Raw genomic sequence first — 23,116 nt, 5'->3', positions numbered from 1 at the left:
CGTGCCGTCTCCTTCGTTGGGCATACGGGAAATGCGGGAGGGATCAGCGCCGGACGTGCAGGCGGAACACCGCCGGCCGGTCGCCGGCATAGGTGGCGGTCACCGAGACCACCCGGTGCGTGTCGCCGCCGACGATCAGGTCGTCGCCCGGCGCGGGATCGATCTGCAGTCGCTCGGCGGCGACGGTGACGATCCGGTCGCCCCGGCGCACGACACCGTCGGCATGGCCGGTCTCCACCTCTTCCAGAACGCCGGCCAGCGCGATGTCGACCGTTGTTTCCGTGACCTCGCCGGTCGCCGGGTCGTAGCTGGGCACGCCGACGCGGCGCAGGGTCATCGGCGCGCCGGCCCGGGCGATCAGTCCGGCGACGACCGGACGGATCGCCTCGCCGAGCCGGGTCATGCGCGGCTCACTTGGTTGGAGGCGGCCGAGCGGACCAGCCCGGTCAGCAGCAGGTCGATATAGGGAAAGGCCCGGCCGACCGGCGCGTCCTGCGCATAGGTCACCTCCACCGAGCCGACCCGTTCCGACAGCACCCGCCCGCCGCGCTCCACCTGGGGGGCGAGGTCGTAGGACAGGGCGACCCAGGCCAACTCGGCGCAGGCGTGCTTCACCGAGGCGGGGATGCCCGTATGGGTGCGGCCTTCCGGATCGGTGGCGCCGAGCCGCGGCCAGGCCAGGGGCTGTTCGCTCTGGGCACGGGTGCCGATCCAGCGATATCGGCCGTCGAGATAGGCGGTGGCGCGCAGCAGCCCGGCCTCGCGCTCGGCCGTCGAGGCATCGAACCAACTGCTCACGGTGCGGGCGGAGAAATAGGCGTCGGCCTCGGCGAGGTCGGCATAGACGTCGGTTCCGGCGGTGACGGTCATCTCGGCCTCCGATCAGCGATGGGCGCGCCGGCGGCGGCGCTTGCGGGATTTCTGCGCGCAGGGCGCGGGTGCCTGAGCGGGCGCAGGCGGCGGCACGGCCGCACATGCCTCCTCGCTCGGCAGCGGCGGCGGGGCGATGAAGTCGCCCTGGCCCATCAGTCGCCAGTCGGCGTAGCGGCTGTCCTTGCGCGCCATGTAGTCGCGCTGGTCGACCACGATGGGCTGGCCGGTGCGGGCATGCTCGAGCACGACCGTCGGCAGAATTTCGACATCGGACACGGGCATCTCCTTCGGTTCGGCCATGACGGAGGCACAAAAAAGCCGGGGCCGATCCGCGCGAACGGACCGGCCCCGGCAGGGTCCCGGCCGGTGGGGAACGGCCGGGCGGGGAGGACTGGAAAGGCGGCTCAGCCGGCGATGCGCACGGCCAGCTCGGGGCGCACCAGCTTCACGCCCCACAGAACGTCGAACTCCCAGACCGTCTGCTTGTACTGGCGGCTGACCTCGAGCCGCAGGGACAGGCCGGTCTGGGCGTCGGTCATCGCCAGGATCTGATTGCCCAGCGACAGGTCGGCGAGCCCGGCGGAGAGCGGCCGCATGGCCAGCGCGAAGGCGTCGCGGTGGAAGGCCAGGTTGACCACATGGCTCTCGCGCACCGTCACCGACGCGCCGGGCGCCACGTCCGATTTCAGCGCCGGAGAGATCGCGACCACGGTGTTGCCCGTGGTCAGCCCGGCGCCGGTGGTCACCACATAGGTCTGGTCGTGGCCGGCGAAGGAGATCACGTCGCCCGTCACCAGGGCCGGGGTGCCGGTGTCGGAGGTCAGGGTGACGGAGGTATCGCCAGTGGTGCCGCCGGCCCCGGTTGTGATGGTGTAGGTGCCGTCGTCGGATGCGGTGCCGGCCGTGTGGGTCGGCACCCCGTCATCGGCGAACCAGTCGATGCCGAACTTGCGCCCGACCTCGCCGTCGATCTTCACCGAGGAGGAACCGACCTTCTCCGCGTCGGAGAACTGGGCGAGCGCCAGGGCGTTGGTCTCGGCGTCGAAATCGAGCACGCCGCGGCGGTCGCTGCGCGGGGCGAGCTGCCGGTTCAGCAGCTTGCGGGCCAGGGTGGCGTCGGTGACGTCGCTGCCGAAGGGGGTAACGCCGGCGGTGCCGACATAGCCGTAGATGCCGACATACTCGCCATGAACGCTGGCGTTGACCGCATTGGCCAACGCCCGGATCGCCTCCGACATCTGCATCGGCACGAAGCTCTCGTCGTGGTCGATCTCCATGACCTCGCGGTCGGTCAGGTGGAAACCGGCGCGCTTCCAGTTGTTGAGCTGGATCTGCACCACATTGGCGGCCAGCGAGGTCGGCACCGGCGGGGTGTTCGAGGGCGTGACGTCGGTCGCGGCGATGGCGCTGGGCAGCGGCACGTCGATCGTGTCGCCCTTCTTCGCCGCGTCGGAGGAATAGTCGGAATTGACCAGGCGGGGCATGACCGCCTGCTCGCGCAGGGCCATCAGACCGCGCGCCAGGATCTTCGGCATGATGTCGGAGAGGCTGTTCGCCATGACGAACTCCTTGTGAACGGATGAGGAAAAGGGGGTCGCTCCGGCATCCCGCCATGGCGCGCATTGCTCAGGGTCCGGCCACCCGGGCCGGCAATACGGGTCAGTTCTTCGGGACCTCGCGGCCGACCGATCGGCCACCGGTCCAGCCGACCCTGATGTCGGCGACGAGAGCGTCGATCGCCCGCCAGATCCGGTACTCGACTTCAGTCCGCTGGTTGATCGAGCAGCGGCCGCGCCAGTCGGTGTGTTTCAGGACACGGGCCATGATGGCTTCCATCTCCGCACTCCTCTCGGAGAGGCGCAACGCCTCGGCCTCGGTGGCGACGGAGAACTCCATCACCGTCGCCTGGGCGACCAGGTCGCCGACCCAGTCGCGCTGGAAGGTGAGGACCGGACCGACTGTGACGGTCACCGGAAGATCGCGGGACGCATCTCGACTCTCGGTCCAGAGGGCGCGGGTGTGCTCGGTCGGCGCCTCGTTGAAACAGGAGACGAACTCACGGTGCTCATATTTGGCTGGTTCAGCGGTGGTCTGGGCTCCCGATACGCTTGAGCCCAATGTCAGGAGAAACACCAGAAGTGTCCGAAGGTAGTCATCCAGAGATCGGCAGCAACTCACACCGGACCTCGCCATTCGCCGCAATGCAGACGGCCTTCCACCCCGGTCCAGCGTATCGCCCGTCGACCTGGGGCAATGGATCTGCATTCCAGTAGACCCTGACTCGGCCATTAATGACCTCGCATCGAACTCCGTCACCGACTACTTCGCAGGAGGCCCATTCGCCCTCAGCCTGCCCATGCGCTTTTGAGCTCTTCGCGTGATCGAACATAGCTCGGCCCTCTATCTTGAGAAGGTTATGGCAGCCCTAGCGTCAGATTTACGCCAGCCGCACCCTGCCGGCGGCGATGTCGGCGATGTGGCGGGCGACCGCGCGGGGGTCGGAGGCAGAGACCGTCACCGGCCCCGCATCGCCGCGCCCCGCCACCGGCGCGCCGCTGCCGCCCTTGCCCGAGGCGTCGAAGGCACGGCCATAGACCGGATCGGCGCGCAGGGTCTCCACTAGCTCGGCGACCGACAGGGTCGTGCCGTCCCCGGTCGCGGCGGCGATGGAGCCGTCCTGCGCGACCGAGAGGCGGGAGACCACAACCGGCAGCAGCAGTTCCGGCACGCCGTGCGCGGCCTGGATCGCGGCGCGGGCCTCGGCTTCCAGGAGCCGGGCTTCCAGCGCGGCGGCGCGGTCTGGTTCCGACGCCGCTGGTACCGGTTCGGGTTCGGGCTCCGGAGCGACTTCAGACTCCGCCGGCGCTTCCTCCACGCCGTCGCGGGCGGCCAGTTCGACCTTCAGCGCCTTACGCTCGGCCCGTTCCTTCTCCAGCGCCGATTTCAGGCCGGAGACGTCCTCCACCCCCTCGGCGTCGAGGCGCCAGCGGCCGTCCTCGGTCTCCACGTAATGGGCCCGCACCGCCTCCGGCAGCGCGTCCAGATTGTCGACGTAAGCGGGAAGCGGCATCGGTCGGTCTCCGTCGGGTGAAAGCTCAGGCGAGGTCGGCGAGAATGCCGCGGCGGCGGATCTCGGCGAGGAAGGTCGGCCGGTCGATCTCGCCGGCGATCCGGGCGCGCAGCAGCAGGTCGACCTCCTGCGCCTCCTGGGCGTCGAGGCCCATGTCGGGGTCGAGGGTGACGCGGCCCGCACTCTGCGGCGGCAGATCCATCCATTCGGCGGCGAGGCCCAGCGCGCGGGTCAGCCCCTCCTCCACCTCTCGGGCGAGCCCGGCCAGCGCGCTGTCGGCGCGGGCGGCGTCGATGGCGCGCTCGGTGGCGGTCGCCCCGCCGGTACGCCCGACCATCAGGTCGAGCCCCATCACCGCCATGCGGTCCTCCAGGTCCACAAGATCCTGGCGGCCGGCGGCGATGGCGGCACCCGAATGCTCCACATAGCGCAGGTCGGCGCTGTCGCCGTCGCCCAGGATCAGGCGGTTCGGACCGATCTCCACCCCGTCCTCGCCGACCTTCAGGTTTCGGGCGAACAGGATGGGCACGCGGGCCACATGCAGGATGTGCCGCTGGTCCGAGCTCGACTGCCAATGGGCGAGGTTCAGCCAGGCCAGGTCCATCAGCGGCGGCCGGGCGGTGAGAAACCCGGTGCGGCCGGCATAGATCGAGACGAAGGGGATGTGGTCGAGGCTGGTCTCGCCGCCCGCGACCTGGCGCCAGGGGGCGTCCTCGGTGGTCTGCGGCTTGCGCCAGACGGCCCAGCGTCCGGGCTCCAGCACCCGGACCTGCGGCACCACCCGCTCGCCCCAGGCGCCGTCGCGTTCGACCACCGTCTCGCGGATGCGCAGCCGTTCCAGCTTCCCGCCGTCGCCGACCCGCCAGCCGATCAGGTCGCGGGCCGGGACATGGACGCAGTACGGCCGTGCCCCCCGGCTGCGTTCGTCATGCAGGGTCTCCACCCCGCCCGCCGCCTCCGGGTAGTCCACCAGCAGGTGGGTGACGCCATCGGTCAGGGCGGCGCGCAGCACGTCGCGGGCGAAGGTGGTCAGGTCGCGGCCGCCGAGATCGATGTCGCGGCACAGCGCCCGGATGCGCGGATCGGCGCCGTCGTCCAGGCTCGCCGGCTTGGCGAAGGGCTTGCCCGACAGGGTCTGGATTGCCCGGGCGAAGCCGTTGAACAGGACGGTCCGAGACAGGCGGATGCGGTAGGCCTCCAGGCTCTCCCGCGGCTCGCGCGGCAGCCAGCGCTCGCCGGCGGCCCGCATCGCCCGGGTGCCGCCCTGCAGGTCGCCGATCAGCTCCCAGTCCGGGGCCATGGCGTGCCAGGCGGAACAGGGGGTGGCGACATCGGCCTCGCCGGTGGCCACGGCAGGGGCGTTCGCGCGCTGTCTCATGGGGGTCTCCAACAGGTCAGCGGAAATCGTCGTGCCAGAACGGGATGGCGACGGTCAGGCGGAAATAGGGGCCGTCCGGCTGGCCGGCCTCCGACGCCGTGGCCGCCGCCTCCAGGGCGAGGCCGGGGATGACGGCCGCGGCGACCAATGCGCCGACCTGGTCGGCCAGGCGATAGGCTCCGGCCGTGCCGGTGCCGCGCGCCACCTGGATCGCGACGCGCAGGGTGCCGGTGCAGCGGAACCGCCGAACGCTGCCGCCGAAGGAGGCCTGCGCCGTCTCCCCGCCCTCTATTGCAAGGCGGATCCACGGGGCGAGGCCGGGCGGCGGGGTGAAGGCGACGTTCTCGTAGGCGATGGGCGTTGCGGTCCAGCCGGCGGCGAACAGACCCTCCAGGGCCGCCCGCGCCTCGTCATGGGTCATGCGGCCCTCCTTGAGGTTTTCTATCCACTCCCCGGATTCATTCCGGGGCGATCCCCTCAGCGTGACGGGTCTTCAGGATGATTTCCCGGCGCCCGCCCGGCCCGACGGATTGCCCCGGAATAAATCCGGGGAGTGTCTGTTTTCAGGGGTGTCGTTGTTTTTCAGGGGTGTCGTTATTTTCTTAGGTTCGAGAGGCCGCCGGACGCCGTTCTCTGCCCCATCACCCTCACCTCACTCCCCGGATTTATTCCGGGGCGATCCCCTCCGTGTGACGGGTCTTCAGAGTGATTTCCCGGCGCCCGCCCGGCCCGACGGATTGCCCCGGAATGAATCCGGGGAGTGTCTGTGTTCAGGGGTGTCGTTGTTTTCGTAAGTTCGGGAGACCGCCGGACGCCGTTCTCTGCCCCATCACCCTCACCTCACTCCCCGGATTCATTCCGGGGCGATCCCCTCCGCGTGACGGGTCTTCAGAGTGATTTCCCGGCGCCCGCCCGGCCCAACGGATTGCCCCGGAATGAATCCGGGGAGTGTCTGTGATTTCGTTATTTTCGTAGGTTCGAGAGGCCGCCGGACGCGGTTCTCTGCCCCATCACCCTCACCTCACTCCCCGGATTCATTCCGGGGCGATCCCCTCCGCGTGACGGGTCTTCACAGTGACTTCCCGGCGCCCACCCGGCCCGACGGATTGCCCCGGAATGAATCCGGGGAGTGCGGAGGAGATGAAGGCGCGTTCAAACCAGAAACTCCCGGCTCTCGGCCGCTCTCGGCGCCGACATCAGGTCGGTCAAGGCCCAGACCAGCGCATCCAGCCGGTCCGGCGAGGCCTCTCCCGATCCACCGGTGAAGCCCGTCATCTGGTCCTCCAACTCCGGGAACGACCCGGCATGGCGCACCTTGCCCTGCTCGTAGAGCGCGGCCACCGGTTCGGCGCGCAGGCGCTTTCCCCGGGTCGCCCGCACCGACCGCACCGGCAAAGACGGATCGACCGTGCGCAGGGTGGCCGCGACCAGGTCGCCGCCCTGGTTGACCTCACAGACCACCGCGTCGGCCCGGTGCCGTCCATAGGCTTCCACCGCGCGGCGCGCCCAGAGGTCCGGGCTCAGCCTTGCGGTCAGATCCTCCAGCACCCAGAAACCGCCGGCACCGTCCCGCCCGGCGACCACCATGCCGGTCTCGTCGGAGTCCGACCCGCTGGTCACCGCCGGATCGACGGCGACGACGATACGGGCCAGGTCCGGCACCGCCCCGCCGTGACGGGCGGCGGCGAGCAGCGCCCGGGTCCACAGGGCGCCCGGCGTATCGACGAGATACTCGCCCTCGATCTCCTGGCGGCCCAGACGGGTGCCGTCATAGCGGGCCAGGATCTGCTGCAGGAAGGCCGGGGCCAAGTTGGCCGCGTTCTCCCGCGTCCCGCCCCGCGTCACCGCCGTGCGCGGATCCGCCATCAGCCGCGACAGCCACGCCCGCGGCTTCGGCGTCGTCGTCGCCACGCAGCGCGGGTCGAGGCCGAGGCGCAGGCCGAGCATCAAATTGTCCCAGGCGGCCTCGTAGCGCCATTTGGCGATCTCGTCGGCCCATGCCGCGTCGAATTGCGGCCCGCGCAACTGGTCCGGATCGTCGGCCGAGAAGCAGGTCGCCATCGCGCCGTTCGGCCAGGTAATCCGCCGCTTCGACGGCTCGTAGAGCGGCCGGGCCCAGGGCGGGCAGCAGGCCAGAAGCCCGCTCTCCCCCTCGACCATCACGTCGCGGGCGTCGCTCGCGGTCTCGCCCACCAGGGCGATGCGGCCGGCCCGATTGCCCTCGGCCAGCGCCCGCACCCACTCCGCCCCGGTGCGGGTCTTGCCGAAGCCGCGCCCGGCCAGGATCAGCCAGACGCGCCAGTCGCCCGGCGGCGGGAGCTGCTTGTCGCGCGCCCAGAGCGGCCAGTCGTGCAGCAGGTGGGCGGCATCGCGATCAGTCAGCCCCTCCAGCAGGGTCCGTGCCGCCGTCGGGCCCGTCCTCCGCATCCGGATCAAGGCGCGCAAGGCGGTCGGCGAGGGCGTCGCGGGCGCCGGCGTAATCTTCGGTGTCGTCATGGCCGTCCTGTCGGCTGCTCGCGGCAGCGGTGCGCTCGCGATAAAGGTCGGGGCGGTGGGCCCGCAGCAGGAACATCAGCAGAGAATCGGAATACTTCTTCACCGTCCCGGCGATCTGGCCCTGGTGGAAGCGCGGCGTGTCCACCCCGTCCATGGCGCGGCGCCGCGCCTCGGCATCCAGCGCGTCGGTCGCCATCTCCAGCGCCTCGCTCCACTCCTCCGCGAAACCGACATCCTCGGCCTTGAGCTGATAGGCGCGGGAGCGCGAGGCCTTGGCCGCGCGGGCCGCCGCCGACACGTTGCCGGTTTCGGCGAGCTTCTTCAGGAACTTGGCGCGGCGCGCGGTCGTCCATATCTGAGCGGGCATGGCGGCCTCCGGTCGCAAACGCAAACGGGCCGACCCCGGAGTGACGGCCCGTCTGACGGATATCGTGATCTGCGGAGCGGCATCGGAGCCGGTGGGCGCTCAACGATGCAGTGCTCCAAGCGTGAGGGAAGTTTTAGCCGCTTTTCTAAACCGTGTAAAGCGGTTTTTTCATATCATTCGTTTTTTTCTTATCGTCCGCAGCCAGCAAAACCCGGATCTGGTCGTGACCGCGGGCGACGATCTTGCGCAGGGTCACATGGCTGCGGCCGTCCATGTCCTCCAGGCGGCGCCAGGAAATCCCGGTCGCCCGCGCCCAGACCAACCGGCGGGCCTCCTCGTCGCAGGACAGCAGCCAGCCCAACGTCCGGTCCATCCGGTCGATCGCCTGGGGCGAGGGCGGCGACGGTCGCCGGCCCGCCCCGTCCGGGGCGGCGAGCAGGGAGACGCTGTCGCGGACCACCTCCGGCCAGCTCGACAGGCGCGGCTTCGCCACGCCGCGGGGCAGGCGGCGCAGGGTATCCGCCGCTTCCCTGAGCAACAGGGGCACGGGATCGGGGGTCGCCTGCGGTCGGGTCCGGGACGCCGGGAAGGACGCAGCACTGGTCATAGGGAAACGCCTCCAGTCGCTATCATTTGCATACAATAGGAACAGATCAACCTATGGCATCACTTCGCGGCATACAATAGGAAAATTATTCTGTACACCTGCGTATAATCGGAATATGATCGAACTCATGAAACTCGACCCTATTCGCCGCCGCGTCCTCGAGCTGATCGCGCACCGCGATCCCCCCACGGACCTCAAGAAGGCGTCGATCGCCTGTGGCAAGAACCATGCGTACCTGCACCAGTTCGTGCACCGGGGCACGCCGCGGAAGCTGCCGGAGGATGTACGGCATCTCCTGGCCGGCCATCTCGGCGTGGACGAGAGCGAGCTGCGCGACGGCGCGCCGCCCAAGGTGATCCCGTCGGGCGCACGGCAGGCGAACGAGATGACGACGCGGCGCGCGGTGACCTACGCGCGGGCGCTGACCATCGACAACGACCCGGCCGTGGCCGCCGTGCCCGAGGTCCACATCATCGCCTCGGCCGGCGGCGGTTCCCTGATGGATCAGGAGCAGCGGGGGGAGAACTGGTATTTCCCGGTCGCCTGGCTGCACCATGAACTGCATGCCGATGCCGACAACCTGCGCATCATCTCCATCGACGGCGACAGCATGGAGCCGATCCTGGAGGCGGGGGACAAGATCCTGGTCGACACCTCCCGCCGCGCCCCCTCCCCGCCCGGCATCTTCGTGCTGTTCGACGGCATGGGGCTGGTCGCCAAGCAGTTGGAGCCGGTGCCGAATACCGAGCCGGCCCGGGTGCTGATCCGCTCGGCCAATCCGCGCTACCAGGACTACGAGCGCACGGTGGACGAGGTCTCCATCATCGGCCGCGTGGTCTGGTTCGCCCGCCGGGTCTGAACCTCAACTCTCCCCTTCCCGCCCTCCGGAGCATTCGTTAGCATACGAACAAGTTTCTCGCAGGGAGGTCGATCGCGGTGAGCGGCAACGGCACACGCCCCACGGCGCCGAGTCCCAGGGCGCGCATCGTCGGCGTCGATGTCGGCGGAACCTTCACCGATCTGGTCTATCTGGACGCCTCGCTGCCCGGCGGGCTGGCGCTCGCCAAGGTCCCGACCACCCTCGACAACCAGGCCGGCGGCGTGATGGCGGCGCTGGAAGCGGCCGGGGTCGACACCGCCGCCCTCGACCAGATCGTCCATGGCACGACCACCACCACCAACGCCCTGCTGGAGCGCAAGGTCGCCCGCACCGGGCTGATCACCACCAGGGGCTTCCGCGACGTGCTGGAGCTGGGGCGACGCACCCGGCCGACCCCCTACGGCCTGACCGGCCATTTCGAGCCGCTGATCCCGCGCGAGCTCCGCCTGGAGGTGGCCGAACGCATGGATGCGGAAGGCGAGGTGCTGACCCCGCTGGACGAGGACGCGGTCGCGGCGGCCGCCGATGCGCTGAAGGCGGCGGGTTGCGAGGCGGTGGTGATCCACTTCCTGCACAGCTATGCGAACCCGTCCCACGAGCGCCGGGCCGAGGAGATCGTGCGCGCCCGCTGGCCCGACGCCGAGGTCACCGCCGGCTCCGCAATCCTGTCGGAATTCCGGGAATACGAGCGCGGCACCACGGCGGCGGTGAACGCCACAGTCCAGCCGGTGCTTCGGCGCTATCTCAAACGCCTGACCGACCGGCTCGAAGACGGCGGCTACACGCGCACCCTGCTGGTGATGCAGGGCAATGGCGGCACCATCTCGGCCGAGCGCGCCGCCGACCAGGCGGTGAACACGGTGATGTCCGGCCCGGCCTCCGGGGTGATGGCCGCAGCCTATACCGCCCGGGCGGCCGGCTTCGCCAATGTGCTGACCTACGACATGGGCGGCACCAGCTCCGATGTCGGGCTGATCATCGACGGCATCCCCAGCATCCACAGCGAGCTGGACCTGGAATACGGCATGCCGATCCACGTCCCCATGGTCGACGTGCACACGATCGGCGCCGGCGGCGGGTCGATCGCCTCCGTCGACGCCTCGGGCCTGCTCAAGGTCGGCCCGGAGAGCGCGGGGGCCATGCCCGGTCCGATCTGTTACGCCCGGGGCGGCACCGAGCCGACGATCACCGACGCCAATCTGGTGCTCGGCCGGCTCGATCCGGCGCGGCTGCTGTCGGTGGACAACCCGGTGTCGCTCGACGACGTGCGCGCCCGGATCGTGGAAGCGGTGGGAGCACCGCTGGGCCTGTCGGCGGACGCGGCGGCGGCGGCGATCCTGCGGGTGGCCAACGACCGCATGGCCGGCGCGATCCGCATGGTCTCGCTCTCCAAAGGCCACGACCCGCGCGACTTCGTGCTCTTCGCCTTCGGCGGCGCCGGGCCGCTACACGCAACGGCGCTGGCCCGCGAGCTGGCGGTGCCGACGGTCGTCGTGCCCGCCCGGCCGGGGATCACCAACGCCATCGGCTGCGCCGTCGCCGACCTGCGCCACGACTTCGTCAACACGCTGAACACCCCCTTGGAGGCGCTCGACATCGCCGTCGTCCACAGCCTCTTCGCCGAGCAGGAGGCCGAGGGCCGAGCCCTACTGGAGGCCGAAGCGGTGGCGCTGGCCGGCGTCGAGATCCGCCGCAGCGTCGACATGCAATTCCTGGGACAGTCCCACATCCTGCAGGTGCCGCTCGACGGCGCCACGCCGAGCCTGGACGACCTCGCCCGGCTGTTCGCCGCCGCCTATTGGGAACGCTTTGCCGTCGAGCTGCCCGAGATCCGCCCGGTTCTGGTGAACCTGCACACCGCCGTGCTGGGCCATCGCCCAGCCGTGCCGCTGGCCCAGCTCGCCGCCTCCGACGACCGCGCCGCGACGGTTGAGGCCGCCCGGGAGAGCACCCGCGACGTCTGGTTCGAGGACGGCGGCTGGCAGGCCACGCCGGTCTTCCGGCGCGAGCGCCTGCCCGAGGGCGCGCGGTTCGACGGCCCGGCCATCGTCGCCCAGTTCGACTCCACCACCGTCATCGAGCCCGGCCAGTCGGCAAAGCTCGACGATTTCGGCAACCTTCTGGTCTCCGTCGCGTTGTTGCGATGAGTATGTCCAAAATGTGAGGCTGCCGTCATGACTTCGCCCCGTCTCTCCAGCGCCCTTTCCGCCCGCGCCCACGCGCACGCTTCGGTCCCCGACCGGTTCCCGACCCTGCTCGTCACCGTGCTGGTCGGCTTCGCCCTACTCTGCATGGCGCTTGGCAGTGCCGGCGCCCGCGCCGCCGCCGAGACCCCGCAGGAAGAGGTCTACCTGAACTACCAGATCGGCCTGCAGGCGGTCGCCAAGTGCCGTGACATCACCCTGAGCCACGACCAGCAGCAGCGGATCGGCCAGCGGATCGACACGCTGACCGGCACCGCGGTCGGCGCCGGCCGCCGCCTGTTCCTCATCGAGGAAGCCAAGGAGATCATCAACGCCGAGGGCTGCGACGATCCCGTGGTGACCAACGGCCTCGCGGCCTACGACGCCAACCTCGCGTCGGCGGCCCAGTAACGACCATGGAGTGCCGATGACCGGACCAGCCGCCCTCTCCCGCGATCCGCATCCCGCGATCGACCCGATCACGCTGACGGTCATCCAGAACGGTCTCCAGCAGGTCTGCAACGAGATGGACCTGGCCTTCTCGCGCGCCGCCTTCTCGCCGGTGATCAGCGAGACCCACGACCGCTCCGACGGCATCTACCACCGCGACGACGGCGCCCTCATCGCTCAGGGAGAGGATGGGCTGCCGGTCTTCGTCGGCACCATGCAGGATTGCTGCGCCACGGTGATCGAGCGCGCCCGCACCCTGCAGCCGGGTGACGTCTACATCGTCAACGACCCGTATCTGGGCGGCACCCACCTGATGGACGTGAAGTTCGTCAAGCCGTTCTTTTACAAGGGCGATCTGTTCTGCTGGCTGGCCAATACCGGCCACTGGCCCGATACCGGCGGTGCGGTGCCCGGCGGCTTCTCCGCCAGCGCCACCGAGGTGGAACAGGAAGGCCTGCGCCTGCCGCCGGTGAAGCTCTACAAGGCCGGGGTGATCGACGAGGAGATCCTGTCGATCATCAACTCCAACATCCGCATCGCCGACCAGCGCATCGGCGACATCAAGGCCCAGGCCGCCGCGCTGACCGTGGGCGAGCGGCGGCTGGCCCTGCTGCTCGACCGCTACGGCGCCGACACCGTCGACCGGGCCATCGCCGAGATGCGGGTCCGCGCCGCCCAGCAGATGCGCGCCAAGATCGCCGCGGTGCCGGACGGGGTCTATGAGAGCACCGCCATCGTGGACAGTGACGGGGTGGTGAACGAACCGCTGACCATCGCGCTAACCCTGACGATCCGGGGCGAGGAGGCGCATTTCGACTTCTCCCGCTCGTCGCCGCCCTGCCAGGGGCCGATGAACAGCGTGATCGCCACGACCCGCTCCTCGGTCTATCTGGCGATGAAGCACATCTATCCCGACGTGGCGATCAACGCCGGCACCTTCGAGCCGCTGCGCATCGCCGACCCGGACGGCACCTTCCTCTACGCCAAGTACCCGCGCCCGGTCTCCGGCTGTGCCGCGGAGGTGAGCCAGCGCATCGCCGAGGCGGTGTTCGCCGCCATGACCCGGGCGGTGCCGGACCATCTGTTCGCCGCCCCCGCCGGGACCAGCGGCAACTTCTCGCTGGGCGGCACCGATCCGAAGACGGGGCGCGGCTATGTCTGCTACCTGATCTCCGGCGGCGGCTATGGCGGCCATGCCGGCGGCGACGGGATCTCCAACGGCTGCTCCACCATCGGCATCTCCAAGACCACGCCCATCGAGGTGGTCGAGCAGCGCTATCCGATCCTGTACGAGGAATACGCGCTGCGCGAAGGCTCCGGCGGGGCGGGCGAGCATCGCGGCGGCTTCGGCGTGCGCTACAAGGTGCGGCTGCGCCGAGGCAACGCGCGGGCCAGCTTCGTGATGGATCACGGCCGGGTCGGCCCCCAGGGCGCGCTGGGCGGCGCCGACGGCGCGCCGAACACGGTGCTGGTGGAGCGCGGCGGCGAGAGCTACACGCCGCTGCACCTGTCGAAGGAACAGGGCATCGCCATCGCGGAAGGCGACGCCATCACCGTGCAGACCCCCGGCGGCGGCGGCTACGGCGACCCCGCAAAGCGCGATCCCGCCCTGGTCGAGCGGGATCGGGTGCGAGGGTATTATCCGAGCTGAGAATGGAGCGGGCGGACGCCCGCCCATATCCTAATCGGTGAAGGTGTATTCGCCCAATTCGCACAGGTCGAGCGCCAGGTCCTCCAGCACGTCGCCGTCTTGGAACACGCCGCGCAGGTCGTAGATGCAGGTGGTCAGGCCGTCGGCGATGGTTACGGTGACCTCATAGCCGCTCGCCAGGATGCGGCCCTCCAGCAGGTTCTCTTCCCAGTGCTCGGAACTGGCCGCCGACGCATAGAAGCCGGTCAGGGTGCTGCTCGAGTTGTTCACCAGAAGGAACTCGAGATCCTCGGCCGCCGCGGGGGCGGCGAACGCACAGGTCATGACAGCCGCGACGGCAAGGTATTTGCGCATGGTCTTATCCTCTCAGCAGCGCCGCCACACGGCGGGCCGATCCCGCGCGACGGTATGACAAGTCCGCGCGGCGGGGTAGCGGATTCCATGGGCGGGTGTGTGCGATGTCGGCACGGCATCGCGATGTGACAGGATGAGCCCGAATCTGGTGTACTGCGTCCCTCACAGCGTCACTGGAGCGGAGCGTGTCATGCAGCAACCGGGGACTCCGCCCACCGAATCGCGGCCGGAGCGACAGGTCACGCAGAAGACGCTGAACCGGCTGCTCTCGCTGGTGATCCCGCACCTCACACCGGGCGAGCCGGTGCTGGTCTACGTGCTGCACCAGTGGCGGCGCTTCGGCCATCTGGTGATCGAGCCGCAGATGCTCGCCACCCTCTATGGCGACCGATACCGCCGGATCGTGATCGTCACCGGCAATCTCGACCTGCCCGGCTCCAACCGGGCGCTGGCGGAGTGCCTGGACGACCGCTTCGTGCTGGTCGAGACCGATTTCCGCGACGTGCTGGCGCTCGGCGCCGTCGATGGCGGGCTGATCGACATGAAGCACCTGCACTGGCTGGCGATGTCGGCGCGCACGCTGATCGTGGAGTGCTGGCGCGCCGTGGTCGCCGGCACCCGGCCTGCCCTCTACACCCTGCCGGACGGGCTGCGCGAGCGCGGCGCCGCACGCCTTGCCGAACGCGGCATTGACCCGGACGCGCCGCTGGCCCTGTTCCACACACGGACCATGGCCTATCTGCCGGACGAGGCCCATCACGGACACCGCACCGCGTCGATCGGCAGCTACGATGCCTCCCTCCGGCGGATTCTGGACGCGGGCTATCAGGTTCTGCGGATCGGCGAGCCCGGGCTGGAGACGTGGGAGACGGCCCCCGACGGCTATCTCAGCCTGCCCGACGCCTTTCCCGGCGAGCGCTGGATCGACCTGTATGCCTGCGCGGTGTGCCGCTTCATGTCGGCGCAGAATTCCGGACCGATCTGGGTGGCGGCGGCGTTCGGCAATCCGTCCCTGCGCACCAACACCCCGTTCGAGCACCTGAATCTGCCCTTTAACGACGACCTTTCCCTGTTCAAACGCTACCGCCGCGTCGGCGAGGATCGGTTTCTCACATACCGAGAAATCCTCGACGCCCGGCTGCCCGGGGTGTTCCGGGATGCCGATTTCGAGGCGCTGGGCGTGGAACTGGTGCAGAACACCCCCGAGGAGGTCGATGCCGCCACCGCTGAGTTCCTCGACAAGCTGAACGGAAAGTGGGTGCCGGACATGGCGACGCACGAGCGGTTCCGCGCGCTGGGTGCCGCCTACGAGGCGGCGATCCGGCAGGAGCCGCGCTTCGTGTCGGAGACCCTGGATTTCTACGGCTACGGCCACCCGTTCGGCTGGGTGGCGCGCGGAACGCTGGATCTGGATGGGTTCCTGGAGTGAGGGGAGAGGGAGGGCGTACTAAGAAGACCCGACACCGACCTTGGCAAGATACGCGGAGCGGCTGAGCCCGTGCATCGCCGCGTTCCGGTCGATTGACGCCAGCACCGAGCGCCGCATGGTCAGGTTGATCCGGATCGTCTCGTCCCGGATGTCGGGAGCCGCCACCAGAACCGGCATTCCGTCGGAGAAGTCCGGATCGGCCATCACGGTGTCGATGGAGGACGGAGACGGGATGCTCGCCCCATCCTCCGCCAGGATCTGGATGTGCCCGGCCAGAGCCTCCTCGGCATTGGCCTTCAACGCCTCGACCGTCTCGCCGGCGGAAACGCAGCCGGGAAAGTCGGGGAAGGAAATGCCGTAATCGGTGCCTTCGTCGCGATGGATGATGCCCACGTAATAGACCATCGTCGTCACCTCAGGCTCACGCCGGCCTGTTTCTCGATACTCCGAAGCGTGCCGACCGGCAGATCGCGTTTCGGATGGGGGACAGTCACGAGGCCCGGCTTCGTGGGATGTTTGAAGTGATGGTGGCTGCCGCTCACCCGGACCTGCCGCCATCCATCCGCTTCAAGTCGCGTGATCACGTCCGCGCTTTTCATGTGTATAAATATACACACGATACATGAAACTCAAGGTTCCTGCGGAACGACGGCTGCCCGGTCCTGGATCGGGCCCGGCGACCCGTCCAGGAAGTCGGCAGGGGGTGGGCCGGATCAAGCCCGCTTCAGGCGGTCCTCCACCAGCTGCGCCCAGAAGCTCGCCCCGTGGGGCAGGCCGGCGTCGTTGAAGTCATAGTCCGGGTGGTGGACGCCGGCGGTGTCGCCGTTGCCCGCCCAGATATAGGCCCCCGGCCGCTGGTTCAGCATGTAGGAGAAATCCTCCGCCCCCATCATCGGCGTCGGGTTGCGGTCGACCCGCTCGTCGCCCGCCACGCGGCCGGCAATCACGGCGGCGATCTCCGCCTGGTCCGGGTCGTTGATGGTGGCCGGATAGCCCTTCATGTAGTTCAACTCGGCGCTCGCCCCGAAGGTGGCGCAGACTCCCTCCATGATCCGGGTGATCCGCTCCGGCAGGCTGTTCTGGACCTCGGGGTCGAACACCCGGCAGGTGCCGCGCAGCACCATGTCGTCGGGCACCACGTTGAAGGCGTGACCCGCATGGAACTGGGTCACCGAGAGGACCAGCGCCTTCTGCGGGCTCAGGTTGCGCGAGGTGATGGACTGCAGCGCCATCACCATATGGGCGCCGACCAGCACCGGGTCGATGCCGTGATGCGGCATCGCGCCATGAGAGCCCTTGCCCTTGATGGTGATCTCGAAATTGTCGCGCGCCGCCATCATCGGCCCCGGCGAGACGGCGAAGCTGCCGACCGGAATGCCGGGGATGTTGTGCATGCCGAAGACGGTCTCGCAGGGGAACTGATCGAACAGCCCCTCCTGCACCATCTTGTCGCCGCCGCCTTTGCCTTCTTCGGCGGGTTGGAAGATGAAATGCACGGTGCCGTCGAAGTTCTTGGTCTCCGCCAGATACTTGGCCGCCCCCAGCAGCATGGTGGTGTGGCCGTCATGGCCGCAGGCATGCATGACGCCGGCATTGACCGAGCGGTGCGGCCGGTCGTCCTCGCCGCGCTCCAGGATCGGCAGGGCGTCCATGTCGGCGCGCAGACCGATGGTGCGCCCCGAGCTGCCGGACTTCAGCACGCCGACCACGCCGGTGCCGGCCAGGCCGCGATGCACCTCGATGCCGAAGGACTCCAGCTTCGCCGCGACCACATCGCTGGTGCGGTGCTCCTCGAAGCCCAGTTCCGGATGGGTGTGGAGGTCCTGCCGCCACGCGGTCATCTCGTCGTGGAATTCGGCGATACGGTTGACGATGGGCATGGTTCTTCCTCCGCTCAGGCCTTGGCGAGCTGCTGTTCGACCAGGGTCGACCAGTAGCTGGCGCCGTGGGTGAGCGCCTCGTCGTTGAAGTCGTATTCCGGGTGATGGACCGAGGCGCCAGGGCCGTTGCCCATGAGGATGTAGGAGCCGGGAACCGCCACCATCATGGCGGCGAAATCCTCCGAGCCCATGAGCGGGGTCATCTCGTCCTTCACCCGGGTCTCGCCGGCGACCGCGCGGGCCGCACTCAGCGCGTGCTGGGTGGCGTCCTCGGCGTTCACCGTCACCGGGAAGATCGCCTTGTAGTCGATCTCCGCCGACGCCCCGTGGGCGGCGCAGATGCCGTCGACCACCCGGCGGAACCGCTCCTCCAGGGCGCCGTGGATCTCCATGTTCAGGGTCCGGCAGGTGCCGCGCAGCACGACGCTGTCCGGGATCACGTTGAACGCCTCGCCGGCATGGAACTCGGTGACCGAGACGACCAGCGCGTCCTGGGCGCTGACGGTACGGCTGACCAGGGTCTGCAGCGCGATGATCAGGTTGGAGCCGACCACCACCGGGTCGATGCCCTGGTGCGGCATGGCGGCATGGGCGCCGCGGCCCTGGATGGTGATCTCGAAGGTGTCGCCGGCGGCCATGATCGGGCCGGTGCGGATCGAGAACTCGCCGACCGGAATGTTCGGCATGTTGTGCATGCCGTAGACCCGGTCGCAGGGAAAGCGCTTGAACAGCCCGTCCTCCAGCATGCCGTAGGCACCGCCAAGACCTTCCTCGGCCGGCTGGAAGATGAAATGCACCGTGCCGTCGAAGTTCCTGGTCTCGGCCAGATACTTGGCGGCACCCAGCAGCATGGTGGTGTGGCCGTCATGGCCGCAGGCATGCATGACGCCGGCGATCTCCGAGGCGTAGTCCTTGCCGGTGCGCTCGGTGATCGGCAGCGCGTCCATGTCGGCGCGCAGGCCGATGCGCCGGTCGCCATTGCCCGCCTTGAGCACGCCCACGACGCCGGTCTTGCCGATCCCCTTGTGCACCTCGATGCCCCACTCGGCCAGCTTGGCGGCCACGATCTCGCTGGTGCGCTGCTCCTGGAACCCGAGTTCCGGATGGGTGTGGAAATCGCGGCGCCACTCGGTCATCTCGCTATGAAAATCCGCGATGCGGTTGATGATCGCCATGTCGGAAAATTGCTCCGGTTGATCGGAAAGAGGTTCGCGAGTATCGAGCCCCATCCCCATGCATGCAAGAGAGGTCGCCCCGATGGCTGCCGCCCTTCGCAGGAATTCCCCCACGCCGGTGCTCGAGACCGGGCGGCTGCGGCTGCGCGGCTTCAGCGACGCCGACCGGCCCGCCTACACGGCGCTGCGCTCCGACCCGGATGTGGTGCGCTATCTGGTGGGCGGCGAGGCGCTGATCCCCTTCGCCGCGCAGATCGCCGAGAGCCGGATCGCCGGGTTCCGCGAGGCCTGGACCGCCGGGTTCGGGGTCTGGGCGGTTGAGGAACGCGCCACCGGCCGCTTCATCGGCCAGGCCGGGCTGACCCGGCTGGGCCGCTCGTCCGACGTGGAGGTGCTCTACGCCTTCGAGCGGCGGGCCTGGGGCCGGGGCTATGCGCGCGAGGCGGTGCGCGCGGTGCTGGGTTTCGCCTTCGAGACCGTGCTGCTGCGGCGGGTCGTCGGCTTCGTCATGCCGCAGAACCGCGCCTCGATCCGGGTGCTGGACGCGACCGGCTTCGCCGCATCGGGCCCGCGGAGCTTCAACGGCTTCTCGGTGCTCGGCTTCGCGATCACCGCCGAGGCCTGGGCCGCCAACCGCGGGGAGCAGTCAGTCGGTCAGGGCGAGCATGTCGGCATGATCGGGCACGATCTTCAGGATCATGGTTCAGGATCGTGGGCGCCAGGATCATAGCGCCCGACAATCGGCGCGATCAGCGCGACCAGGGGCTTATGCCGAGCGCGAGGGGAGAGTGACCCAGGCATCGCGAAAGGCTTTGGCCTTGCGGGAAACGCTCTCCACCGTGTCGCCCGGCCTGTACAGCGCCGATCCCAGCCCGAAGCCGTTGGCCCCCGCCGCGACATAACCGGCCATCGTCTCCGGCGTGATACCGCCGACGGGAAGCACGGCGACCTCCAGGGGCAGGACCGCGCGCATCGCCTTCAGCACGGCCGGCGGTGCGGCCTCTGCCGGAAACAGCTTCAGGGCGTCGGCTCCCGCCCGCAACATGGCGAAGGCCTCGCCGGGCGTGGCGAAACCGGGGATGGCCAGGGCGCCGAGGGACTTGGCTCGCTCGACCACCGCGGCATCGGCATGGGGCATGACGATCAGCCGCCCGCCGGCCGCCACCACACGGTCCACCGCCTCGGGATCGATCACCGTGCCGGCGCCCACCAGCATCCGGTCCCCGACCGTCTCGGCCAGCCGGGCGATGCTCTCCAGCGGGCGCGGAGAGTTGAGCGGCACCTCGACGATGGAGAACCCGTTCTCCTCGAGGGCCAGCGCGATCTCGACGACCTCCACCGGCTCGACGCCGCGCAGGATCGCCACCAGCGGGCACCGCTGGAGGTAGGGGGCGAGGCCGGTCATGGATGTCGTCCTTTCCGCAAGCTGTCGGCGATGAGGAACAGGCCGCAGGCGGCCGCCTGGGCCGCCACCGGCTCGCCGTGATGGCCGAGCGCCTTCAGCCCGGCGATGTAGAGGCGGACCAGTTCCTCCTCCCCGATCAGATGGACGGGTCCGACCGGGGCGGCGGCGCGGATCTCGTGGCCGATGACCAGTCCGGACAGGAACGCCCCGGACCGCTCCGGCGTCAGATCCCCGAACAGGCCGGCGGCCCGCACGCCGAAGAGATGGTGCAGCAGCCCGCCCTCGGCCCCCGATCGCTCGACCCCGGCGAGAAAGGCGTCGTCGTCCCAGGCGGCATGCTCGATGCCGCGCCCCAGGATGCTATGGCGGCGCAGGACGTCGAAGACCTCGCCGGTCATATGGGTGGCGAAGCCGGTGACGCGCCGCCGCTCGACCCGCGCCCATTTCGAGTGGGTACCGGGCAGGCAGACGGTGGCGGCGTCGGCGCCGAGCAGGTCGACCGCGCCGAGAATCTGCACCTCCTCGCCGCGCATGACGTCGGGCACCCCGTCGGCGGCCCGCTGGGACAGGCCCGGCGCCACATGAATCACCCGCCCGCGCGCCAGCGCCAACGGCACCAGGGCGCCGGCGATATCGTCCACCGCGGCGGGACAGGGCAGATAGGGCGTCTCCACCCAACCCTGACGGCTGCCGATCATGCCGGACAGCACCACCGGGACGGTGGGGGCGGCATCGAGCCAATCGCCCACCAGTTCCTCCAGGGCGTCCTCGAACTCCCCGTCGTCGATGGCCAGGATGCCGGCCGGGGCGCGGCGTCCCTCCTCCACCGCGCCGTCGGCGGCAAAGCGGAAGGCACGGAAGGAGGTCGTCCCCCAATCGATCCCGATGGCAACGGTCTCCGCGCTCAAGGGTCGTCTCCCACCCGGACCAGGGCCTTGCCGGTGTTGCGGCCGGCCAGCAGTGCGACCAGAGCGTCCGGCGCGGTGTCGAGACCGACGGTCACGTCCTCGCGGTACTTCAGGTGCCCGTCGCGGTACCAGCCGGACAGCCGCTCGACGATCTCGGCGAAGCGGTCGTAATGGTCGAGGATCAGGAATCCCTCCATCCGCGCCCGCTTGACCAGGAGCTGGCGGTTCGGCCGGGGTCCCACCGGCAACGGGAAGGACGGCATGCCGATGGTGCCGCAGATGGCGATCCGGGCGCCGACATTGATCCGATCCAGCACCGCGTCGAACTGGGCGCCGCCGACATTGTCGAAGAAGCAGTCGATCCCGTCCGGTGTGGCGGCGTCCAGGCCCGGGCCGATATCCTCGGCCGCCTTGTAGTCGATGGCGGCGTCGAAGCCGAACTCCTCCAGGCAGATCCGGCGCTTCTCCGGCCCGCCGGTCACGCCGACCGCCCGCGCGCCCAGCGCCTTGGCGATCTGCCCGACCACCGAGCCGACCGCGCCGGCGGCCGTGGTCACCGCCACCGTGTCGCCCGCCTTGACCCGGCAGACATCGACCAGGCCCACATAGGCGGTGGCACCGTTCATCCCCAGCACGTGCAGGGCGGTGGAGATCGGCGCCAGGGCCGGGTCGACCACCCGGTCGATGTCGCTGCCGTCCGACACCGCGAACCGGCGCCAGCCCTGGCGGCCCTGGACGATGGTGCCCGCCGGGTAGCGCGGATGCCGGCTCTCCACCACCTCGCCCACCGTGAACCCGGTCATCGGCGCGCCGATCGGCACCGGCTGGCTGTAGTTCGGGGCGTCCGCAATCCAGCCGCGCATGGCCGGCTCCAGGGACAGCCAGATCACCCGGATCAGCATCTGCCCATCGGCGATCCGCGGCATCTCCGCATCGACCGTTTCGAACAGGTCGGCGCGCACCGCGGGATCGGGCCGACCGCGCAACACCACATGCCGATTCTCGTCGCTCAAGTCCCTTCCCCCCAGCTTGACACTCTTCAGACCGCTTGCGAGGCTCGCGCTCCACACTTCGATCGCTGCCGGCTCCTTGGCCGAAGCCCTCGATTCAACCACATCGTGAATTCACGAAAAACACCAGGGGGAAACCACCATGAAGCTGCTGCGCTACGGCCCGAGCGGTCAGGAGAAGCCGGGCGTGCTCGACGCCTCGGGCGGCATCCGCGATCTGTCGGGGATCATCGACGACCTGTCCGCCGCCGCCATCGCGGCCGGCGCCCTCGACAAGCTGAAGGGCACCGATATCGAAAGCCTGCCGGCGGTCTCTGGCACCCCGCGCATCGGCGCCTGCGTCGGCGCCCCGGGCAAGGTCGTCTGCATCGGCCTGAACTATTCCGACCATGCCGCCGAGACCGGTGCGGAGCCGCCGAAGGAGCCGATCGTCTTCATGAAGGCGACCAGCGCCGTGCAGGGCCCGAACGACACGGTCCGCATGCCGCGCAACTCCAAGAAGTCCGACTGGGAAGTCGAGCTCGGCGTGATCATCGGCAAGCAGGCGAAGTACGTGAGCGAGGCCGACGCCCTGTCCTACGTCGCCGGCTACTGCGTCGCCAACGACGTCTCGGAACGCGAGTTCCAGGCGGAGCGCGGCGGTCAGTGGACCAAGGGCAAGTCCTGCGACACCTTCGGCCCGATCGGCCCGTGGCTGGTCACCGCCGACGAGGTCGCCGACCCGCAGGCGCTGGACATGTTCCTGGACGTGAACGGCAAGCGGTTCCAGACCGGCAACACCAAGACCATGATCTTCTCGGTGGCGCACATCATCCACTACTGCAGCCAGATGTTCTCGCTGATGCCGGGCGACGTGATCATGACCGGCACCCCGCCGGGCGTCGGCCTGGGCGTGAAGCCGAACCCGGTGTTCCTGAAGGACGGCGACGAGATGCATCTGGGCATCGCCGGTCTCGGCGAGCAGCGCCAGAAAGTCGTGGCCGACTGAACGGGAGCCCGC

The 23,116-nt window shown here is 69.4% G+C and carries 26 protein-coding genes; 7 read left to right on the top strand and 19 right to left on the bottom strand.

All coding sequences use genetic code 11. From position 1 onward, the window contains the following. Positions 1–43 precede the first annotated feature (43 nt). From T8K17_RS08935 to T8K17_RS08885, 11 genes are all read right to left on the bottom strand, one after another. Positions 44–403 carry a hypothetical protein gene (locus tag T8K17_RS08935; protein WP_322334156.1) on the bottom strand — a complete coding sequence of 120 codons (360 nt, stop codon included), beginning with the start codon at positions 401–403 and terminating at the stop codon, positions 44–46. Next, positions 400–870 (bottom strand): DnaT-like ssDNA-binding protein, encoded by a 471-nt coding sequence (locus T8K17_RS08930; RefSeq protein ID WP_322334155.1) that lies wholly within the window; start codon positions 868–870, stop codon positions 400–402. The genes T8K17_RS08935 and T8K17_RS08930 overlap by 4 nt, the downstream gene beginning before the upstream one ends. Positions 871–882: 12 nt before the next feature. Continuing rightward, a complete protein-coding gene (locus T8K17_RS08925) occupies positions 883–1,149 on the bottom strand; it encodes a hypothetical protein (protein WP_322334154.1) in 267 nt (88 codons plus the stop codon). A 128-nt stretch (positions 1,150–1,277) separates the two neighbouring features. Next, the gene (locus T8K17_RS08920) at positions 1,278–2,432 is read right to left on the bottom strand and encodes a P22 phage major capsid protein family protein (protein ID WP_322334153.1); all 1,155 of its coding nucleotides are present in this window, start codon (positions 2,430–2,432) and stop codon (positions 1,278–1,280) included. 100 nt (positions 2,433–2,532) lie between these two features. After that, positions 2,533–2,844, bottom strand: coding sequence for a hypothetical protein (locus T8K17_RS08915; RefSeq protein WP_322334152.1), 312 nt, complete (start codon positions 2,842–2,844; stop codon positions 2,533–2,535). Positions 2,845–3,310: 466 nt separating this feature from the next. After that, positions 3,311–3,943 carry a hypothetical protein gene (locus T8K17_RS08910; protein WP_322334151.1) on the bottom strand — a complete coding sequence of 211 codons (633 nt, stop codon included), beginning with the start codon at positions 3,941–3,943 and terminating at the stop codon, positions 3,311–3,313. A gap of 25 nt (positions 3,944–3,968) precedes the next feature. Further along, entirely contained in the window at positions 3,969–5,321 is a 1,353-nt protein-coding gene (locus T8K17_RS08905) for a DUF4055 domain-containing protein (protein WP_322334150.1), read from the bottom strand. A 16-nt stretch (positions 5,322–5,337) separates the two neighbouring features. Next, positions 5,338–5,742, bottom strand: coding sequence for a phage tail terminator-like protein (locus T8K17_RS08900; RefSeq protein WP_322334149.1), 405 nt, complete (start codon positions 5,740–5,742; stop codon positions 5,338–5,340). Positions 5,743–6,473: 731 nt separating this feature from the next. Next, a complete protein-coding gene (locus T8K17_RS08895) occupies positions 6,474–7,748 on the bottom strand; it encodes a DNA-packaging protein (protein WP_322334148.1) in 1,275 nt (424 codons plus the stop codon). After that, positions 7,696–8,184, bottom strand: a complete 489-nt coding sequence (locus tag T8K17_RS08890; protein WP_322334147.1) for a hypothetical protein — start codon at positions 8,182–8,184, stop codon at positions 7,696–7,698. The genes T8K17_RS08895 and T8K17_RS08890 overlap by 53 nt, the downstream gene beginning before the upstream one ends. A gap of 145 nt (positions 8,185–8,329) precedes the next feature. Continuing rightward, positions 8,330–8,791 (bottom strand): DUF6362 family protein, encoded by a 462-nt coding sequence (locus T8K17_RS08885; protein WP_322334146.1) that lies wholly within the window; start codon positions 8,789–8,791, stop codon positions 8,330–8,332. A gap of 127 nt (positions 8,792–8,918) precedes the next feature. On the opposite strand from T8K17_RS08885, the gene T8K17_RS08880 reads away from it, so the two are divergent. From T8K17_RS08880 to T8K17_RS08865, 4 genes are all read left to right on the top strand, one after another. Then, positions 8,919–9,650, top strand: a complete 732-nt coding sequence (locus T8K17_RS08880; RefSeq protein WP_322334145.1) for a S24 family peptidase — start codon at positions 8,919–8,921, stop codon at positions 9,648–9,650. Positions 9,651–9,727: 77 nt separating this feature from the next. Next, the gene (locus T8K17_RS08875; protein WP_322334144.1) at positions 9,728–11,818 is read left to right on the top strand and encodes a hydantoinase/oxoprolinase family protein; all 2,091 of its coding nucleotides are present in this window, start codon (positions 9,728–9,730) and stop codon (positions 11,816–11,818) included. Positions 11,819–11,845: 27 nt separating this feature from the next. Next, a complete protein-coding gene (locus T8K17_RS08870) occupies positions 11,846–12,265 on the top strand; it encodes a hypothetical protein (protein WP_322334143.1) in 420 nt (139 codons plus the stop codon). A gap of 16 nt (positions 12,266–12,281) precedes the next feature. Beyond that, the gene (locus T8K17_RS08865; protein ID WP_322334142.1) at positions 12,282–13,955 is read left to right on the top strand and encodes a hydantoinase B/oxoprolinase family protein; all 1,674 of its coding nucleotides are present in this window, start codon (positions 12,282–12,284) and stop codon (positions 13,953–13,955) included. 30 nt (positions 13,956–13,985) lie between these two features. Here T8K17_RS08865 and T8K17_RS08860 read toward each other — a convergent pair whose 3' ends face one another. Beyond that, positions 13,986–14,309, bottom strand: coding sequence for a hypothetical protein (locus T8K17_RS08860; RefSeq protein WP_322334141.1), 324 nt, complete (start codon positions 14,307–14,309; stop codon positions 13,986–13,988). A 190-nt stretch (positions 14,310–14,499) separates the two neighbouring features. On the opposite strand from T8K17_RS08860, the gene T8K17_RS08855 reads away from it, so the two are divergent. Then, positions 14,500–15,738: a TIGR04372 family glycosyltransferase gene (locus tag T8K17_RS08855; RefSeq protein ID WP_322334140.1), complete on the top strand. Its 1,239-nt coding sequence runs from the start codon at positions 14,500–14,502 to the stop codon at positions 15,736–15,738. An 18-nt stretch (positions 15,739–15,756) separates the two neighbouring features. Here the strand turns inward: T8K17_RS08855 and T8K17_RS08850 are convergent, their stop codons facing one another. The 4 genes from T8K17_RS08850 to T8K17_RS08835 form a co-directional block, all read right to left on the bottom strand. Next, positions 15,757–16,143 carry a type II toxin-antitoxin system HicB family antitoxin gene (locus tag T8K17_RS08850; protein WP_322334139.1) on the bottom strand — a complete coding sequence of 129 codons (387 nt, stop codon included), beginning with the start codon at positions 16,141–16,143 and terminating at the stop codon, positions 15,757–15,759. A 5-nt stretch (positions 16,144–16,148) separates the two neighbouring features. Beyond that, entirely contained in the window at positions 16,149–16,337 is a 189-nt protein-coding gene (locus T8K17_RS08845; protein ID WP_322334138.1) for a type II toxin-antitoxin system HicA family toxin, read from the bottom strand. Between the two features lie 114 nt (positions 16,338–16,451). Next, positions 16,452–17,618, bottom strand: a complete 1,167-nt coding sequence (locus tag T8K17_RS08840) for a M20 aminoacylase family protein (RefSeq protein WP_322334137.1) — start codon at positions 17,616–17,618, stop codon at positions 16,452–16,454. Between the two features lie 14 nt (positions 17,619–17,632). Next, positions 17,633–18,793, bottom strand: a complete 1,161-nt coding sequence (locus T8K17_RS08835) for a M20 aminoacylase family protein (RefSeq protein WP_322334136.1) — start codon at positions 18,791–18,793, stop codon at positions 17,633–17,635. Positions 18,794–18,875: 82 nt separating this feature from the next. Here T8K17_RS08835 and T8K17_RS08830 point away from each other — a divergent pair, with 82 nt between their 5' ends. After that, positions 18,876–19,523 (top strand): GNAT family N-acetyltransferase, encoded by a 648-nt coding sequence (locus T8K17_RS08830; protein WP_322334135.1) that lies wholly within the window; start codon positions 18,876–18,878, stop codon positions 19,521–19,523. Between the two features lie 36 nt (positions 19,524–19,559). Here T8K17_RS08830 and T8K17_RS08825 read toward each other — a convergent pair whose 3' ends face one another. From T8K17_RS08825 to T8K17_RS08815, 3 genes are read right to left on the bottom strand one after another with little or no spacing between them, the layout of a single operon-like run. After that, on the bottom strand, positions 19,560–20,198 hold the full coding sequence (locus tag T8K17_RS08825; RefSeq protein WP_322334134.1) for a 2-dehydro-3-deoxy-6-phosphogalactonate aldolase: 639 nt from the start codon (positions 20,196–20,198) through the stop codon (positions 19,560–19,562). Further along, positions 20,195–21,106 (bottom strand): 2-dehydro-3-deoxygalactonokinase, encoded by a 912-nt coding sequence (locus T8K17_RS08820; RefSeq protein ID WP_322334133.1) that lies wholly within the window; start codon positions 21,104–21,106, stop codon positions 20,195–20,197. The genes T8K17_RS08825 and T8K17_RS08820 overlap by 4 nt, the downstream gene beginning before the upstream one ends. Beyond that, positions 21,103–22,119, bottom strand: a complete 1,017-nt coding sequence (locus T8K17_RS08815; RefSeq protein WP_322334132.1) for an NADP-dependent oxidoreductase — start codon at positions 22,117–22,119, stop codon at positions 21,103–21,105. Before T8K17_RS08815 ends, T8K17_RS08820 begins: the two co-directional genes overlap by 4 nt. 139 nt (positions 22,120–22,258) lie before the next feature. Between T8K17_RS08815 and T8K17_RS08810 the strand changes: the two genes are divergently transcribed. Beyond that, positions 22,259–23,104 (top strand): fumarylacetoacetate hydrolase family protein, encoded by an 846-nt coding sequence (locus tag T8K17_RS08810; protein ID WP_322334131.1) that lies wholly within the window; start codon positions 22,259–22,261, stop codon positions 23,102–23,104. The last annotated feature ends 12 nt before the right edge of the window (positions 23,105–23,116 follow it).

Source organism: Thalassobaculum sp. OXR-137 (genome assembly GCF_034377285.1).
GTDB lineage: Bacteria > Pseudomonadota > Alphaproteobacteria > Thalassobaculales > Thalassobaculaceae > Thalassobaculum.
The sequence above is the reverse complement of the archived record's forward strand: the minus strand, read 5'-3'. Positions and strand labels throughout refer to the sequence as shown.

What these genes read in the sequence shown, in the direction of transcription:
- T8K17_RS08935 (WP_322334156.1), bottom strand. Translation starts at nt 403, where the DNA reads ATGACCCGGCTCGGCGAGGCGATCCGTCCGGTCGTCGCCGGACTGATC.
- T8K17_RS08930 (WP_322334155.1), bottom strand. Translation starts at nt 870, where the DNA reads ATGACCGTCACCGCCGGAACCGACGTCTATGCCGACCTCGCCGAGGCC.
- T8K17_RS08920 (WP_322334153.1), bottom strand. Translation starts at nt 2,432, where the DNA reads ATGGCGAACAGCCTCTCCGACATCATGCCGAAGATCCTGGCGCGCGGT.
- T8K17_RS08910 (WP_322334151.1), bottom strand. Translation starts at nt 3,943, where the DNA reads ATGCCGCTTCCCGCTTACGTCGACAATCTGGACGCGCTGCCGGAGGCG.
- T8K17_RS08905 (WP_322334150.1), bottom strand. Translation starts at nt 5,321, where the DNA reads ATGAGACAGCGCGCGAACGCCCCTGCCGTGGCCACCGGCGAGGCCGAT.
- T8K17_RS08900 (WP_322334149.1), bottom strand. Translation starts at nt 5,742, where the DNA reads ATGACCCATGACGAGGCGCGGGCGGCCCTGGAGGGTCTGTTCGCCGCC.
- T8K17_RS08895 (WP_322334148.1), bottom strand. Translation starts at nt 7,748, where the DNA reads ATGCGGAGGACGGGCCCGACGGCGGCACGGACCCTGCTGGAGGGGCTG.
- T8K17_RS08890 (WP_322334147.1), bottom strand. Translation starts at nt 8,184, where the DNA reads ATGCCCGCTCAGATATGGACGACCGCGCGCCGCGCCAAGTTCCTGAAG.
- T8K17_RS08885 (WP_322334146.1), bottom strand. Translation starts at nt 8,791, where the DNA reads ATGACCAGTGCTGCGTCCTTCCCGGCGTCCCGGACCCGACCGCAGGCG.
- T8K17_RS08880 (WP_322334145.1), top strand. Translation starts at nt 8,919, where the DNA reads ATGAAACTCGACCCTATTCGCCGCCGCGTCCTCGAGCTGATCGCGCAC.
- T8K17_RS08870 (WP_322334143.1), top strand. Translation starts at nt 11,846, where the DNA reads ATGACTTCGCCCCGTCTCTCCAGCGCCCTTTCCGCCCGCGCCCACGCG.
- T8K17_RS08865 (WP_322334142.1), top strand. Translation starts at nt 12,282, where the DNA reads ATGACCGGACCAGCCGCCCTCTCCCGCGATCCGCATCCCGCGATCGAC.
- T8K17_RS08860 (WP_322334141.1), bottom strand. Translation starts at nt 14,309, where the DNA reads ATGCGCAAATACCTTGCCGTCGCGGCTGTCATGACCTGTGCGTTCGCC.
- T8K17_RS08855 (WP_322334140.1), top strand. Translation starts at nt 14,500, where the DNA reads ATGCAGCAACCGGGGACTCCGCCCACCGAATCGCGGCCGGAGCGACAG.
- T8K17_RS08850 (WP_322334139.1), bottom strand. Translation starts at nt 16,143, where the DNA reads ATGGTCTATTACGTGGGCATCATCCATCGCGACGAAGGCACCGATTAC.
- T8K17_RS08845 (WP_322334138.1), bottom strand. Translation starts at nt 16,337, where the DNA reads ATGAAAAGCGCGGACGTGATCACGCGACTTGAAGCGGATGGATGGCGG.
- T8K17_RS08840 (WP_322334137.1), bottom strand. Translation starts at nt 17,618, where the DNA reads ATGCCCATCGTCAACCGTATCGCCGAATTCCACGACGAGATGACCGCG.
- T8K17_RS08835 (WP_322334136.1), bottom strand. Translation starts at nt 18,793, where the DNA reads ATGGCGATCATCAACCGCATCGCGGATTTTCATAGCGAGATGACCGAG.
- T8K17_RS08830 (WP_322334135.1), top strand. Translation starts at nt 18,876, where the DNA reads ATGGCTGCCGCCCTTCGCAGGAATTCCCCCACGCCGGTGCTCGAGACC.
- T8K17_RS08825 (WP_322334134.1), bottom strand. Translation starts at nt 20,198, where the DNA reads ATGACCGGCCTCGCCCCCTACCTCCAGCGGTGCCCGCTGGTGGCGATC.
- T8K17_RS08810 (WP_322334131.1), top strand. Translation starts at nt 22,259, where the DNA reads ATGAAGCTGCTGCGCTACGGCCCGAGCGGTCAGGAGAAGCCGGGCGTG.